This is a genomic window from Streptomyces sp. NPDC018000 (assembly GCF_044328025.1).
Classification (GTDB): domain Bacteria; phylum Actinomycetota; class Actinomycetes; order Streptomycetales; family Streptomycetaceae; genus Streptomyces.
The window spans coordinates 74,958-88,781 of the sequence record NZ_JBIRGM010000006.1; the positions used below are offsets into that span (position 1 = coordinate 74,958).

The 13,824-nt window shown below is 69.2% G+C and carries 10 protein-coding genes; 7 read left to right on the forward strand and 3 right to left on the reverse strand.

The window, feature by feature from the left end; genetic code table 11:
* The first annotated feature begins 156 nt into the window (after positions 1-156).
* Complete coding sequence (locus ACH4EW_RS16330) at positions 157-678, forward strand: ATP-binding protein (protein ID WP_398257030.1); 522 nt, start codon at positions 157-159, stop codon at positions 676-678.
* A gap of 99 nt (positions 679-777) precedes the next feature.
* Positions 778-1,305 carry a DinB family protein gene (locus ACH4EW_RS16335; protein WP_398257033.1) on the forward strand — a complete coding sequence of 176 codons (528 nt, stop codon included), beginning with the start codon at positions 778-780 and terminating at the stop codon, positions 1,303-1,305.
* Positions 1,306-1,462: 157 nt separating this feature from the next.
* Here ACH4EW_RS16335 and ACH4EW_RS16340 read toward each other — a convergent pair whose 3' ends face one another.
* Together ACH4EW_RS16340 and ACH4EW_RS16345 are read right to left on the reverse strand one after the other, a co-directional pair.
* Entirely contained in the window at positions 1,463-2,341 is an 879-nt protein-coding gene (locus tag ACH4EW_RS16340) for a septum formation family protein (protein ID WP_398257035.1), read from the reverse strand.
* Between the two features lie 187 nt (positions 2,342-2,528).
* Positions 2,529-3,542: a DUF3533 domain-containing protein gene (locus ACH4EW_RS16345; protein ID WP_398257038.1), complete on the reverse strand. Its 1,014-nt coding sequence runs from the start codon at positions 3,540-3,542 to the stop codon at positions 2,529-2,531.
* A 179-nt stretch (positions 3,543-3,721) separates the two neighbouring features.
* On the opposite strand from ACH4EW_RS16345, the gene ACH4EW_RS16350 reads away from it, so the two are divergent.
* The 5 genes from ACH4EW_RS16350 (at position 3,722) to ACH4EW_RS16370 (ending at position 11,864) form a co-directional block, all read left to right on the forward strand.
* The gene (locus ACH4EW_RS16350) at positions 3,722-7,198 is read left to right on the forward strand and encodes a DNA polymerase III subunit alpha (RefSeq protein WP_398257040.1); all 3,477 of its coding nucleotides are present in this window, start codon (positions 3,722-3,724) and stop codon (positions 7,196-7,198) included.
* Positions 7,195-8,202 carry a DNA polymerase thumb domain-containing protein gene (locus ACH4EW_RS16355; RefSeq protein ID WP_398257042.1) on the forward strand — a complete coding sequence of 336 codons (1,008 nt, stop codon included), beginning with the start codon at positions 7,195-7,197 and terminating at the stop codon, positions 8,200-8,202. The genes ACH4EW_RS16350 and ACH4EW_RS16355 overlap by 4 nt, the downstream gene beginning before the upstream one ends.
* Before the next feature lie 190 nt (positions 8,203-8,392).
* Complete coding sequence (locus tag ACH4EW_RS16360; RefSeq protein ID WP_398257045.1) at positions 8,393-9,286, forward strand: esterase/lipase family protein; 894 nt, start codon at positions 8,393-8,395, stop codon at positions 9,284-9,286.
* Between the two features lie 409 nt (positions 9,287-9,695).
* The gene (locus ACH4EW_RS16365; RefSeq protein ID WP_398257048.1) at positions 9,696-10,103 is read left to right on the forward strand and encodes a hypothetical protein; all 408 of its coding nucleotides are present in this window, start codon (positions 9,696-9,698) and stop codon (positions 10,101-10,103) included.
* A 213-nt stretch (positions 10,104-10,316) separates the two neighbouring features.
* Positions 10,317-11,864: a trifunctional class I SAM-dependent methyltransferase/NUDIX hydrolase/VOC family protein gene (locus ACH4EW_RS16370; protein ID WP_398257051.1), complete on the forward strand. Its 1,548-nt coding sequence runs from the start codon at positions 10,317-10,319 to the stop codon at positions 11,862-11,864.
* Between the two features lie 10 nt (positions 11,865-11,874).
* Here ACH4EW_RS16370 and htpG read toward each other — a convergent pair whose 3' ends face one another.
* On the reverse strand, positions 11,875-13,812 hold the full coding sequence (gene htpG / locus ACH4EW_RS16375) for a molecular chaperone HtpG (RefSeq protein ID WP_398257054.1): 1,938 nt from the start codon (positions 13,810-13,812) through the stop codon (positions 11,875-11,877).
* Between the last annotated feature and the right edge of the window lie 12 nt (positions 13,813-13,824).

Below are 13,824 nucleotides of genomic sequence, written 5' to 3' on the forward strand. Positions count from 1 at the left end.
TCCGCTCTTCCCGGGACACGGCCCCGAACCCGTACAGCACCCGTACAGGACCCGTACAGCCATGTGCCCCACCCGCCGGGCCGCACCCGTACAACCGCTACCGCGTACGGCCGTCACGCCTGGTCAGCGCCACCGATGCGAACCCACGATGGTCTGGTGAAGAAACAGGCAAGTACCTACGAACCGCACCTGCCCGCACCCGAGTTCATGATTCAGCTCAGCAGCACCAGGCGTGGCGCCCGGCTGGCCCGCACGCTTGCTGTCCAGCAGCTCACCGAGTGGTGCGGTATCCCGTACGACTCCGACCTCGCGCGGACCGTCGCCCTCGTCACGGCTGAGCTGGCGTCCAATGCGATCACCCACGGCCATCTCCCCGGCCGTGACTTCCGGCTGACGGTCCGCCTCCTGCCTCACGCGGTCCGCATCGAGGTCACGGACACGCGCCCGGAGAGCCTGCCGCTCATGCCGGCAGCGGGACCGGCGTCCGCCGCTACGACATCGGGTCGCGGTCTGCTGCTCGTCGAGGCCTACGCGAACCGTTGGGGATGTGTCGTCCGCGATGTGTACACGAAGACGGTCTGGGCGGAGGTGGCTGTTGTGAATGGCAGGGCAGCGCAGCCACGACACCGTGACGGCACGGACATCGACGTGCATCAGAACAGCCACCGGGTCATGTGATCACGGAGTTCTCTACGCTCAGTAATCACAAAGGACTGCCTTGCCACGCCGCCATATGGCCTGCTTGATCCCTCCCGGATGGCGGTGCAGGGTGGATTCATGACATGGACAGCACCACCAGTCGAGCGCACCAAGCAGCTGGGCGATCTGGGCACCGTAACTGAGCGTCAGATGTTGGAGGGTTGGCTGTGTTGGCACCGGGAAACGTTGCTGGCCAAGTGCGCCGGGCTTGATCCGGCCCAGTTGGTGCGGACGACCGTAGAGCCGTCGGACCTCACCCTCCTTGGCTTGGTCCGGCACATGGCGGAGGTGGAGCGATGGTGGTTCCGGCGAAGCTTCGCAGGTGAGGCTATCGGCGATGTCTTCACCGGTCCGTCAGATGGCAATGAGGGACTCGGCGGAGTTCACGCAGCCAATGCGGAGAGAGACTTCGGATTGTTCCGGACCGAGGTCAGAGCGTGCGACGCGGCGGCAGCCGGGCGCGGCCTCGACGAGACCTTCATGTCCTCTCGCGGAGTTTCCCTCAGTTTGCGCTGGGTCTACGTGTTGATGATCCAGGAGTACGCCCGCCACAATGGCCACGCCGACTTCCTGCGGGAGCGGACCGACGGGGCAACGGGTGACTGAGCTTCCTTCTCAGGCCGGTCAGGTCGCAGGTGCCCGGGAGATGGGATGAGCATCAGAATGGGCACGGGCCCACGTGACCACGGAGTTCTCTACGCTCAGTGATCACGAAGGGCAGCCGTGCCCCTCGGGATCCAGGTCCAGCGGTGATCCGACCGGCTCAGCCGGCCCAGACCTCGGCTTCGTCGGCCGGGACGGTGGTGGCGAGCTTCAGCTCCTTGCGGGCGGCGACCGTCTTGGCCGGGTCGATACCGGAGAAGGCCTGGTCGTAGGCGAGGTAGAAGGTGTCCGCGTCACCGGCCGAGGCGGCCTTTTCCCACGCGCCCGCGGTCTTTTCCAGCTGTGCGCGGAGCTTGGCGGTCTCCGGCTGCTGAATGTTCTTCAGGGCCGCGAGGTGGGTGTCGAGCGCGGCGGCAACGGCTTTGGCCTGCTTCTTGTAGCCGGCCAGGTCGTCCTCGACCTGCTCCGCTTCGGGCTGGTTCGTCCACAGGGCCTCGTAGACGGCGTTCGAACCCTTCAGGTACGCGAGCTGGTCGGCGTTCAGGGACTTGCTCTTCAGCGAACCGGAGAACGTGCCCGATTCCTTGGCGTACGTGCAGCTCACGGCCCGATCGCCGGTCGCCCAGCTCTCCTTGGTGGGGTAGTAGTAGTAGACGTCGACCCCCTTGGGCAGGGCCCAGGTGTCGGGGGTGAACTTCTGAGCCTCGACCGGGCATCGTTCGTCGGCGATCTGTGCGGTTTTGTCCTCGCCGGGGTATGCCGACTCCCCGTCGATCTTGAACTCGCCCACGACCTGGCCCTTGTGCGGCTCCTTGCACGGCACGACCTCGACGCTGAGCTCCTCACCCTCGGTCTTCCCGCTGTTCGGGTTGTAGCAGTCGCCGGTCGCGAGCGAGAAGACCGACCGCTGGCGAACCACTTTCTTGGCACCGGCCTCTGCGCTGTCGAGGGCTTCGGAGCACCCCACCGCTCCGACCGAGAGCAGGGCTACGACAGCGGATATACCGCGGAGGGAACGGAACGTGACATCGAGAGACATGACGTGAAAATCCTCAAACGGAAGGGTTGCGAACGGATGTGCGCATCGTATGTCATGTCAGTGACATTGCTGTGCGCAGGCGCTTCGGTGCACCGGCGGTGGTTGCGCGGGTGATCCTCGGCCGTCACCGTCCACGATGTCTTCGGCGTCCCCGTCCTGTGGCGCATCCCCCAGGGCTGGGCGACGGTCACGCCGTGCCGTTGTCGCTGTCCGGTCTGCGGCGCATGGCCGTCAGCAGTGTGACGAGCGTGCCCGCCACCGCCCACGCGGACAGCACCAGCAGCGGTCCGGTGACCGCGTTGCCCTTGAAGTACGCGATCGAGCGTGCCACCCAGGTGCCCGCCCCGGGCGGGAGCGCGGGGCCGATGGTCCGCCAGAAGTCCGGGAGCATCGGCAGCGGGAAGGCACCGCCGGCACTCGGGTTGCCCGCGATCACCACGATCAGGACGGCCAGGCCGATGCCGACGATGCCGGTGAGGGCCTGCAGGGCGAGGGTGAGCATGCCGACCGCGAATACGGTCAGCGCTCCCAGCCCCGACAGGCCCCAGAAGCTTCCGGGCAGGGCGCCGAGGATCGGGCCGATGATGATCGCGCCGCCGATCCCGCCCACGATGGAGTACAGCGCCATGACGCCGGTCCGGATTGCCGCGCGCTGACGGTTGGCGGGCTTGGTGCCGGCGCTGATCGCCAGGATCGAGGCGCAGAGGTAGCCGCCCACGCACCAGCCCACGACCAGGTAGAAGGACGAGAGTCCTTCGAAGTCCTGGTTGGAGGCGGGGGCCAGGTCCACGGACCGCACCGTGCGCTGCTGGGTCCGATCGACCTTCGTGATGATCTTCGTCAGGGTGTCGGCCATCGCGGCACCCCCGCCGGAGGCGACCAGCAAGGTGTCGGTCGTGCTCCTGGGGTCGACGATCAGGGCGCCGTCGATCTCGCGGTTCAGGATCTGCTCGCGGGCCGTGGTCGCGTCGGCGACCGCACGGGGGGCCAGGGGGCCGCCCGGGAGGTTCTTCAGCTCGGTGATCAGCTGTGCGGACATCTGCCGGGGTGCGACGACCCCGAAGGGTACGTCCGTCGGCTTCGGCTTGTGCAGCGCCCCGACGTAGGACGTGATGAACAGCAGTTGCAGTCCGAGCACACCGATGACGAGCAGTGCGGCCCGTGGAGTGACGGCGTTCTTCACCTCATCAGCGAAAGTCATGCCCCCACGGTCCGGGGCGTCGGCCGCTTGTGCAGGTGGGACTGGGCCGAATGGCTGACCGGAGTGCCGGTCCGGGGCCGGAGGTGTGTCCCGCACTCCGCGTATCGTACGAATGTTCGAAATTTGGTCTATGGTGGAGGGCGAGGGGTGGTGAGTGAGGATCGGTCCAGGAGGTGCAGATGCCAGGGTTCACGCATCTGCATACCGTTTCCGGGTTCTCCCTGCGGTACGGGGCCTCGCACCCGGAGCGGCTGGCGGAGCGTGCCGCGGAGCGGGGGATGGACGCTCTGGCGCTGACCGACCGCGACACGCTCGCGGGCGCGGTCCGCTTCGCCAAGGCATGCGGGAGGACCGGGGTTCGGCCGCTCTTCGGGGTGGAGCTCGCGGTTGACCCTGCGGCGGCGAAGCATACGAGAGAAGGCGGGCGTACGCATCGGTTGCGGACCCCGGTCCGCGGCGGCGCCTTTGTCGATGAATCCGCACCCCGGGTCACCTTCCTCGCCCGGGACGGTGCGCAGGGCTGGGCGGAGCTGTGCCGTCTCGTCACCGCCGCCCACGCCCCCGCGCCCGCCGGTGCCGGGCAGCCCCTGGTCGGCCGGTCCGAGCTGACCGCCGAAGGGCTCACCGTGCTGCTCGGCCCCGCCTCCGACGTCGGCAGGGCGCTGGCCGCCGGCCGCCCCGACCGGGCCGCCGTGCTGCTCGCGCCCTGGCGGGAGATCTACGGCGACGACCTGCGCCTCGAAGCCGTCCACCACGGACGCGAAGGCACCGGCCCCGGATCGCTGCGGCTCGCAGCCCGTACCGTCGGCTTCGCCGCCGAGCAGGGGGTACGGGCCGTGCTGACCAATGCCGTCCGGTACGCCGACCCCGGGCAGGGCCCGGTCGCCGATGTGCTCGACGCCGCCCGCGGGCTGGTCCCCGTCGACCCCCGCCGCGCCCCGCTCGACAGCGGCGAGCGCTGGCTGAAGGATGCCCGCGCGATGGCGGAGACCGCCGAGCGGATCGCCTCCGCCGCCGGGCTCGGCGGGGATGCCGGAGCGCGGCTGCTCGCGGAGACCCGGCGCACCGCCGACGCCTGCGTCGTGGACCCCGAGGGCGACCTCGGCCTCGGCGCCGTCCATTTCCCCGAACCGCATCTCGTCGGCGCCGGGCGGCGCACCGCCCAGCGGGTACTGGCCTCCCGCGCCGCCGCCGCAATGGTGCTGCGCGGCTACGACCGCAGGCGCGAGTACTGGGAGCGGATGCACCAGGAGCTGGACATCATCGCCTACCACGGTTTCGCCTCCTATTTCCTGACGGTTGCTCAAGTCGTGGATGACGTAAGGACGATGAAGGTACGGGTTGCCGCCCGGGGCTCCGGCGCGGGTTCCCTGGTCAACCATCTCCTCGGGATCGCGCACGCCGACCCGGTCGAGCACGGACTGCTGATGGAACGCTTCCTCTCCAAGCGCCGCTTCGTGCTGCCCGACATCGACATCGACGTCGAATCAGCCCGCCGCCTCGACGTCTACCGCGCGATCATCGGCCGCTTCGGCACCCAGCGGGTCGCGACCGTCGCCATGCCCGAGACCTACCGGGTGCGCCACGCCATCCGGGACGTCGGCGCGGCACTGTCCATGAACCCGGCCGAGACCGACCGGCTTGCCAAGGCATTCCCGCACATCCGGGCCCGCGACGCCCGCGCGGCCATGGAGGAGCTGCCCGAACTACGGGCTGTCGCGGCGGAGAAGGAGAAGTACGGGCGGTTCTGGGAGCTGGTGGAGGCGCTGGACGGCCTGCCACGCGGCATCGCCATGCACCCGTGCGGGGTCCTCCTCTCGGACGCCACACTGCTGCGCCGTACACCCGTCATGCCCACCAGCGGCGAGGGCTTCCCGATGGCGCAGTTCGACAAGGAGGACGTGGAGGACCTCGGGCTGCTCAAGCTCGATGTGCTGGGCGTACGGATGCAGTCGGCGATGGCGCACGCGGTCGCCGAGCTGAAGCGGGCCTCGGGGAAGAAGGTGGACCTGGACGCCGTACCGCAGGGCGACCCGGAGACGTACCGGCTGATCAGGAGTGCCGAGACGCTGGGCTGCTTCCAGATCGAGTCGCCGGGCCAGCGCGACCTGGTCGGCAGGCTCCAGCCCGCCACCTTCCACGATCTGGTGGTCGACATCTCGCTGTTCCGGCCGGGGCCGGTCGCCGCCGACATGGTGCGGCCGTTCATCGAGGCCCGGCACGGCCGGACGCCCGCCCACTACCCTCACCCCGACCTGGAAGGGCCACTGCGCGAGACGTACGGGGTGGTCGTCTTCCACGAGCAGATCATCGAGATGGTCGACATCATGACCGGCTGCGGCCGGGACGAGGCCGACCGGGTGCGGCGCGGGCTCTCCGACCCCGAGTCGCAGGGCCGGATCAGGGTCTGGTTCGCACAGCAGGCGGCAGCGAAGAAGTACAGCGCCGAAGTGATCGCCCACGCCTGGGAGATCATCGAGGCGTTCGGCTCGTACGGCTTCTGCAAGGCGCACGCGGTCGCCTTCGCCGTGCCGACGTACCAGTCGGCGTGGCTCAAGGCGCACCATCCGGCGGCCTTCTACGCCGGACTGCTCACCCATGATCCGGGGATGTACCCGAAGCGGCTGCTGCTCGCGGACGCGCGGCGGCGCGGGGTGCCGGTGCTGGGGCTGGATGTGAACCGGTCGGCGGCCGCACATCGAATCGAACTGGTGCTCGATGGTGGGAGGGGGAAGGAGGTCTGGGGGGTGCGGCTCGCGCTCTCGGACGTCCATGGCATCAGTGAGGCCGAGGTCGCCCGGATCGAGGCCGGGCAGCCCTACACCTCTCTGCTGGACTTCTGGCAGCGGGCCAGGCCGGGGAAGCCGACCGCCGAACGGCTGGCCCAGGTCGGCGCGTTGGACGCGTTCGGCGCCAACCGGCGTGATCTGCTGCTGCATCTGTCCGAACTGCACCGCGCCCAGCGGGGTACCGGGGCGCGGTCCGGTACCGGCGCGCAGCTCCCGCTCGGCGGTGGGAACCGGACCGGCTCCATCGGGCTGCCCGACCTCAACGAGGCCGAACGCCTCAGCGCCGAGCTGGGCGTCCTGGGCATGGATGTCTCCCGCCATCTGATGAGCGATCACCATGTGTTCCTGAAGGAGCTCGGCGCGGTCTCCGCCAAACGACTGCGGGAGGCACGGCACGGGGAGACCGTGCTGGTCGCGGGCGCCAAGGCGGCCACTCAGACTCCGCCGATCCGTTCCGGCCGCCGGGTCGTCTTCACGACTCTGGACGACGGTACCGGCCTGATCGACCTGGCCTTCTTCGACGACAGCCAAGCGGCCTGCGCGCACACGGTCTTCCACTCCTGGCTGCTGCTGGTGCGTGGTGTGGTGCAGCGGCGCGGACCGCGGAGCCTGAGTGTGGTCGGTGCCGCGGCCTGGAATCTGGCCGAGCTGGCCGAGCTGCGGCGTACCGGCGGGCTGGACGCGGTCGCGGCCCGGCTGGCGGAGGTCCCGGCGGAGGATTCTGTTCCCGAGGGCGCCGGCAACAGCCGTCGCATCCAGATGTCCACCGGGTACGAGATGAACCCCTGGTCCGACCTTCAGCCGCCCGGCGAAGGCATTGCCACCGGAAGGAAGTTGTGGCACCAGTCCCCGGGGAGTGCGGGATGAGCGATACACGCGGTGAGCCGGGGATCCTGTACCTGAGGTTCCGCAAGGTCGGCGGCGGCCTTCCGGACAGCGCCGGTTACGCCGGGCTGCTCGCCCTCCTCGGGGCGTTCACGCCGGTCGTCGAGGGGGCGCCGCCCGACGGGGCGCTCGCCGATGTGCGCGGCGCGCTGCGCTACTTCGGGCAAGACGTGAAGGGGCTGGCCTCGGTGATCCGGATCCGCGCGCTCGCCCTGCACGGCGTGGACTGCGCGATCGGGGCCGCGGAGAACCCGATGCTGGCCCGGATGGCGGCGAGGCAGGCCGCGCCCGGGACGACCTTCGTGGTGCCCGCGGGCGGGGGAGCGGAGTTCCTCGCGGCCAAACCGGCCGCCGCGCTGGACGGTGTGGGGGCGGCGACGGCCCGCACCCTGTGCGGATACGGGCTCGACTCCGTCGGCCGGATCGCTGCGGCCCCGCTCGGCACCCTGCAGCGGATCACCGGCGTAAGGACCGGACGAGAACTGTGGGAGCGGGCGCGCGGCATCGACCGTACGACGGTTGTGTCCAACGCCGCCGCCCGGTCGATCGCCGCCGAACGGTCCTTCCCGCGCGACGAGCTGGACCGGGAGCGGCAGCGTCGTGCGCTCATGTCGCTCGCAGAGGAGCTGGGGGCCCGGATGCGCGGGGACGGGCAGGTGTGCCGTGCGCTCGCGGTCTCCGTGCGCTATGCCGACCGGACCGGCTACTCGACACTGACCCGTAGCCGCACACTCCGGGAGCCCACCGCTCACTCCGCGGCGCTCACCGCACTCGCGTACCGGATCCATGACTCGTTCGGACTGCAGCGGGCCCGAGTGCGGGGGCTCGGACTGCGGGCCGAAGGGTTGACGGACCGTGAAAAGACTGCTCATCAGCTGTCGTTCGACCCGGTGGACGAGCGGGCGCGGCGGATCGAGGCGGTGGCGGACCGGCTGCGGGCCAGGTTCGGTCCGCGGGCCGTGATGCCGGGGCGGCTCGCAAGCTGACGCGCCGTCATGCGATGCCTGCCGACAGTGGTGATGCGGCGTCATTTTTTACCGACGCGTAACTTCCCTCGTCACCTTGCTCACGCTTAATTTGGCATGCGTACACAGAAAGTCAGCACGGAAGACTTGTGGTCCGGGCCGCAGGGTGCATTGACATCGCAACTCCCCTGAGCCGCAAGGAGATCACACGATGCTGCCCTGGACGCGTGCGCCGCGCACCCCACGTGCGCGGAGAACACTCGCCGCACTGCTCCTCGCCGTCGCAGCGCTCGCCACCCCCACGGCGACCGCAACCGCAGCCACCCCCACCGTCGCCGCAGCCACCTCCCGTGGCTGGAACGACTACTCCTGCAAGCCCTCCGCAGCCCACCCCCGCCCCGTCGTCCTGGTCCACGGAACCTTCGGGAACTCGGTCGACAACTGGCTCGTCCTCGCCCCGTACCTGGTCAACCGGGGCTACTGCGTCTACTCGCTCGACTACGGGCAACTGCCGGGCGTACCGTTCTTCAACGGCCTCGGCCCGATCGACAAATCGGCCGGCCAGCTCGCCACCTTCGTCGACCGGGTGCTCGCCGCCACCGGGGCGCCCGAGGCCGACATCGTCGGCCACTCCCAGGGCGGCATGATGCCCAACTACTACCTGAAGTTCCTCGGCGGCGCCGCCAAGGTGAACGCCCTGGTAGGGCTCGCGCCCGACAACCACGGCACCACCCTCCTCGGCCTGACGAAGCTGCTGCCGTACTTCCCGGGTGCCGAGGATCTGCTGAACGCCAACACCCCTGCTCTCGCCGACCAGATAGCCGGATCCCCGTTCATAACCAGGCTCAATGCGGGCGGTGACACCGTGCCCGGGGTGCGTTACACGGTCATCGCGACCAGGTACGACGAGGTCGTGACCCCGTACCGCAGCCAGTACCTGGACGGGCCGAACGTACGCAATGTCCTCCTCCAGGACCTGTGCCCGGTCGACCTGTCCGAGCATGTGTCGATCGGCACCGTGGACCGGATCGCCTACCACGAGGTGGCCAACGCCCTGGACCCGGCACACGCCACCCCGACCACCTGCGCCTCGGCCATCGGCTAGCCGTCCCCTGAGGGCTGTCCCGTAAGCCTTGGTGGGCGCGCGACGACAACTGCTTCCCCAAGCTCTCGGCTGCGCTCGAGCAGGGGAGGCCCCATGCTCGCCGCGTTGTCGGGACGCCCGAATACATCCAGTATTCGGGCGTCCCTCCGCCTTGCGATGGCTGAGCTCGGGCGGCTTCCCGAACAAGGCGCCGGTGCCGGGTACCGCCGAGCACCGGATCGCGGTCGAGGACCTCAAGTCCCGCTTTGCCGCCTGTGCGTGGCGTGATCCGATGGCTGCGCACCGCGGTCAGGCTGGGCCAACGCAACTGGTCGTCGAGCGAGTGGCGTGGGCCGCGAGAAGGTCTACCCCGAGCGCTTCAAGCTGGCCAACGGGGAGCCGGTGCCGTGATTGAGAGAGGGCTTCGGGCATGACCGATTTCATCCGTACCGGACGGCTGTTCCGCGTGGTCGGGTTCAACCCGTCCCACCGGCAGCTCTTCCTGCAGAGCGAAGCGACGCTGATCGACAGGACCTCGACCCACATCGAGGTGTACATCGGCCACGTGAGGCTGATGCTCCTGCAGCCCTACTACCGCAACGGCCTGCACATCCGGCGCGCCAGTCCGGAGGAGTTCGCGGTGCTGGCGGAGCGGCACGGGCTGGAGCCCGATGACGCGGCCAACACCTGGATGCTGGACCCTGACGGCGACAGCTTCGTCGTCGGCAGCAATCCAAACTGGCGCGAGGCGGAGTACGCGCTGATGGGCGGCCGGGAGTCGCTGTACGCCGGGCCCTGGCCGCCGGACTTCCCGACGGTTTCGGGGAGCGTCTTCTGACGCCTCGGCGCTGCGGACATACAAGCTGAGGGCGGCACCCGTATCGCGGGCGCCGCCCTCAGCTTGTCACTCATGGTCCAGCATCGAACGCGACTCGAACTCGAAGCAGATATTGGTGGAGCGCCGTGTGGACGGCGCTCACGACCGCTTCCACTACCGCAAGCGGCCGGCCGGCTGATCGACTCTGTCAGTGGCGGATGGCACGATCGGCTCATGACGACGATCGACTGGGATTCCGCAGCCGACTCCTTCGACGAGGAGCCCGACCACGGGCTGCTCGACCCGGTGGTCCGGCACGCCTGGGCGCAGCGGCTGGAGAGCTGGCTGCCGGGCGAGCGCTCCGAGGTGCTCGACCTGGGGTGCGGCACCGGAAGCCTTGCGCTGCTCGTCGCCGGGCAGGGGCACCGGGTCACCGCCGTCGACCGGTCGCCGCGCATGGTGGAGCAGGCACGGGCCAAGCTCGCCGGGACGGGTACCGGGGTGCTTCTCGGGGATGCGGCCCAACCACCCGTCGGAAAACAGCAGTTCGATGTGATCATGGCCAGACATGTCGTGTTTCTGCTGCCTGATCCGGCGGCCGTCCTGCGCCACTGGTTCACCCTGCTGCGGCCCGGCGGTCGGCTGATCCTGATCGAAGGCGTCTGGGGCGGCGTCGGCCTCTCCGCCGAGCGGCTGACCGGACTCCTCTCGGGGCTCACCGAACGCATCCACCACGAGCGGCTCTCCGACGATCCGGCCCTGTGGGGCAAGCAGGTCGACGACGAGCGCTACGCCCTGGTGGCGCGCGCCGAACCGCCACGGCGGCACACCGAGGTCGTCGATGTGCATCTGATCCTCCGCCGCGGCCCGGACGTCCTGCTTGCCCGCCGGGCCAATACCGGGTACGCGGACGGGCTGTTCAACGGCCCGTCCGGACATGTCGAGGACGGTGAGGACGTCCGCGAGGCGATGATCCGTGAGGCCGCCGAGGAGATCGGCGTCGAACTCGGCCCGGACGAGCTGCGGGTCGCCCTGGTCATGCAGCACCGAGGTCCTGGCAGCAGTCCCAGGACCGGCTGGTTCTTCGAGGCGGAGTACGACCCCGGCCGCCCGCCGTACAACCGCGAACCGCACAAGTGCTCCGAGCTGGCGTGGTTCCCGCTGGACGCCCTTCCGGACGACATCGTCGCCTACTGCCGGGCGGGACTCGACGGCTACCGCGCGGGGGAGCACTTCCTGATCCACTGGCACGAGGACGGCGACACCGTGGCGTACCAGCCGCACGCGATCAGCCGTGCCGTCCCGCTGCCGGCCGGCGGGACCCGCACCGGCGGGGTGCACCACATCGAACTGTGGGTGCCCGATCTGCCGGCGGCCGAGCAGGGGTGGGGCTGGCTGCTCGGCGAGCTGGGCCATGTCCCGTACCAGCGCTGGGAGCACGGGCGGAGCTGGCGGCGCGGCGACAGTTATGTGGTGGTCGAGCAGTCACCCGACTTGACCGGGGGGACGCACGACCGCTGCCGCCCCGGGCTCAACCACCTGGCGTTCCACGTCCAGGACCGGGCCACCCTCGACGCATTGGTGGCCAGGGCCCCGGAGCACGGCTGGCGGCCGCTCTTCCCGGACCGCTACCCGCACGCGGGCGGGGACGAGCACATCGCCGCCTATCTGGAGGACGCGGCCGGGTACGAGGTGGAGCTGGTCGCCGGAATCCAGCAAGCCCGCCCGGCGCCGCAGGACCCGGCGCCGCACACCGATCCATGGGCGCGGCGCCGGGACTAGCGGCTTGCACTCACAGAGTGCGCTCAAGGCGGTCGGCCATCAGTCTGACGAAGCGCGACGGGTCGCCCAGTTCGCCGCCCTCGGCCAGCAGCGCCAGGTCGTGGAGGAGTTCGGCCGTCTCCTCCAGTCCGGTGCCGGCATCCTCACCGCGTTCGGCGTGTGCCCGGTTGAGACCGCTGACCAGCGGGTGCTCCGGGTTGAGTTCGAGGATGCGCTTCACATGAGGCACGGGCTGACCCATGGCGCGGTACATGTTCTCCAGGGCCGGAGTCACATCGTGCGTGTCCGAGACGACGCAGGCGGGCGAGACGGTGAGGCGCGAGGAGAGCCGTACCTCCTTGATGGTCCCGCTCAGCCGGTCCGTCATCCAGGCGAGCAGATCCGCGTACTCCTGCTGCCGGTTCTCGCGCTCGGTCGCGGCCTCCTTCTTCTCCTCCTCGGTACCGAGGTCGACCTCGCCCTTGGCGACGGACCGCAGCTTCTTGCCGTCGAACTCGGGCTCCGCCTCGACCCACACCTCGTCGACGGGATCGGTCAGCAGCAGCACCTCGACGCCCTTGGCCCGGAACGCCTCCATGTGCGGAGAGTTCTCGATCGCCTGCCGGGACTCGCCCGTGAGGAAGTAGATGTGGTTCTGGCCGTCCTTCATCCGCTCCACGTACTGCCGCAGAGTGGTCGGCTCGTCCTTGTCGTGGGTCGTGGCGAAGGAAGCGACGCCGAGGATGGCGTCGCGGTTCTCGAAGTCGCTCAGCAGCCCCTCCTTGAGGACGCGGCCGAACTCCCGCCAGAACGTGGCGTAGCGCTCCGGATCGGCGGACATCATGTCCTTGACCGTCGACAGCACCTTCTTCGCCAGACGCCTGTGCATCAACTGGATCTGGCGGTCCTGCTGGAGGATCTCGCGCGACACGTTGAGCGACAGGTCCTGAGCGTCGACGACGCCCTTGACGAAGCGCAGGTACGGCGGCATCAGCGCTTCGCAGTCGTCCATGATGAAGACGCGCTTCACATAGAGCTGGATGCCGCGCTTGTACCCCTGCATGAACAGGTCCTGGGGCGCGTGCGACGGGATGAAGAGCAGCGCCTGGTACTCGAAAGTGCCCTCCGCCTGCAGCCGGATGGTTTCGAGCGGGGCGAGCCAGTCGTGGCTGATGTGCTTGTACAACTCGTGGTACTCGTCGTCCGTGACCTCGTCGCGCGAGCGGGCCCAGAGGGCCTTCATCGAGTTGAGGGTCTCGGGTTCGCGCGGGGCGTCGTCGGCCTCTGCCTCCGTGCCTGCGGCATCGTCGGCTGCGCATTCCGGGGCCATTCTGACGGGCCAGGTGATGAAGTCCGAGTACCGCTTGACGATCTCCCTGATCTTCCAGGGAGAGGTGTAGTCGTAGAGCCGGTCATCGGCGTCCTCCGGCTTGAGCCGGAGTGTGACCGCGGTGCCCTGGGGGGCGCCGTCGACGGTCTCGATCGTGTACGTGCCCTCGCCGGTCGACGTCCATCGGGTGCCCTGGCTCTCGCCCGCGCGCCGGGTCAGCAGCGTGACCTCGTCGGCCACCATGAAGCTGGAGTAGAACCCGACACCGAACTGGCCGATCAGCCCTTCGGCCGCGGCGCTGTCCTCGGCCTCCTTGAGCTCCCGCAGGAACTTCGCCGTGCCCGAGTTCGCGATGGTCCCGATGAGCTGGACCACTTCGTCGTGCGACATCCCGATGCCGTTGTCCCGCACGGTCAGCGTACGGGCCTGCTTGTCGGTCTCGATGCCGATGTGGAGGTCGGACACGTCCGCGCCGAGCGAGTCGTCGCGGAGAGCTTCGAGCCGCAACTTGTCGAGCGCGTCGGAGGCGTTGGAGACGAGTTCGCGCAGGAACACGTCCTTGTTCGAGTAGATCGAGTGGATCATCATTTGCAGAAGCTGGCGCGCTTCCACCTGGAACTCGAACGTCTCAGTGGGCATAATCCGTGATTC

What these genes read in the sequence shown, in the direction of transcription:
- ACH4EW_RS16335 (WP_398257033.1), top strand. Translation starts at nt 778, where the DNA reads ATGACATGGACAGCACCACCAGTCGAGCGCACCAAGCAGCTGGGCGAT.
- ACH4EW_RS16355 (WP_398257042.1), top strand. Translation starts at nt 7,195, where the DNA reads ATGAGCGATACACGCGGTGAGCCGGGGATCCTGTACCTGAGGTTCCGC.
- htpG (WP_398257054.1), bottom strand. Translation starts at nt 13,812, where the DNA reads ATGCCCACTGAGACGTTCGAGTTCCAGGTGGAAGCGCGCCAGCTTCTG.
- ACH4EW_RS16370 (WP_398257051.1), top strand. Translation starts at nt 10,317, where the DNA reads ATGACGACGATCGACTGGGATTCCGCAGCCGACTCCTTCGACGAGGAG.
- ACH4EW_RS16340 (WP_398257035.1), bottom strand. Translation starts at nt 2,341, where the DNA reads ATGTCTCTCGATGTCACGTTCCGTTCCCTCCGCGGTATATCCGCTGTC.
- ACH4EW_RS16365 (WP_398257048.1), top strand. Translation starts at nt 9,696, where the DNA reads ATGACCGATTTCATCCGTACCGGACGGCTGTTCCGCGTGGTCGGGTTC.
- ACH4EW_RS16350 (WP_398257040.1), top strand. Translation starts at nt 3,722, where the DNA reads ATGCCAGGGTTCACGCATCTGCATACCGTTTCCGGGTTCTCCCTGCGG.
- ACH4EW_RS16345 (WP_398257038.1), bottom strand. Translation starts at nt 3,542, where the DNA reads ATGACTTTCGCTGATGAGGTGAAGAACGCCGTCACTCCACGGGCCGCA.
- ACH4EW_RS16360 (WP_398257045.1), top strand. Translation starts at nt 8,393, where the DNA reads ATGCTGCCCTGGACGCGTGCGCCGCGCACCCCACGTGCGCGGAGAACA.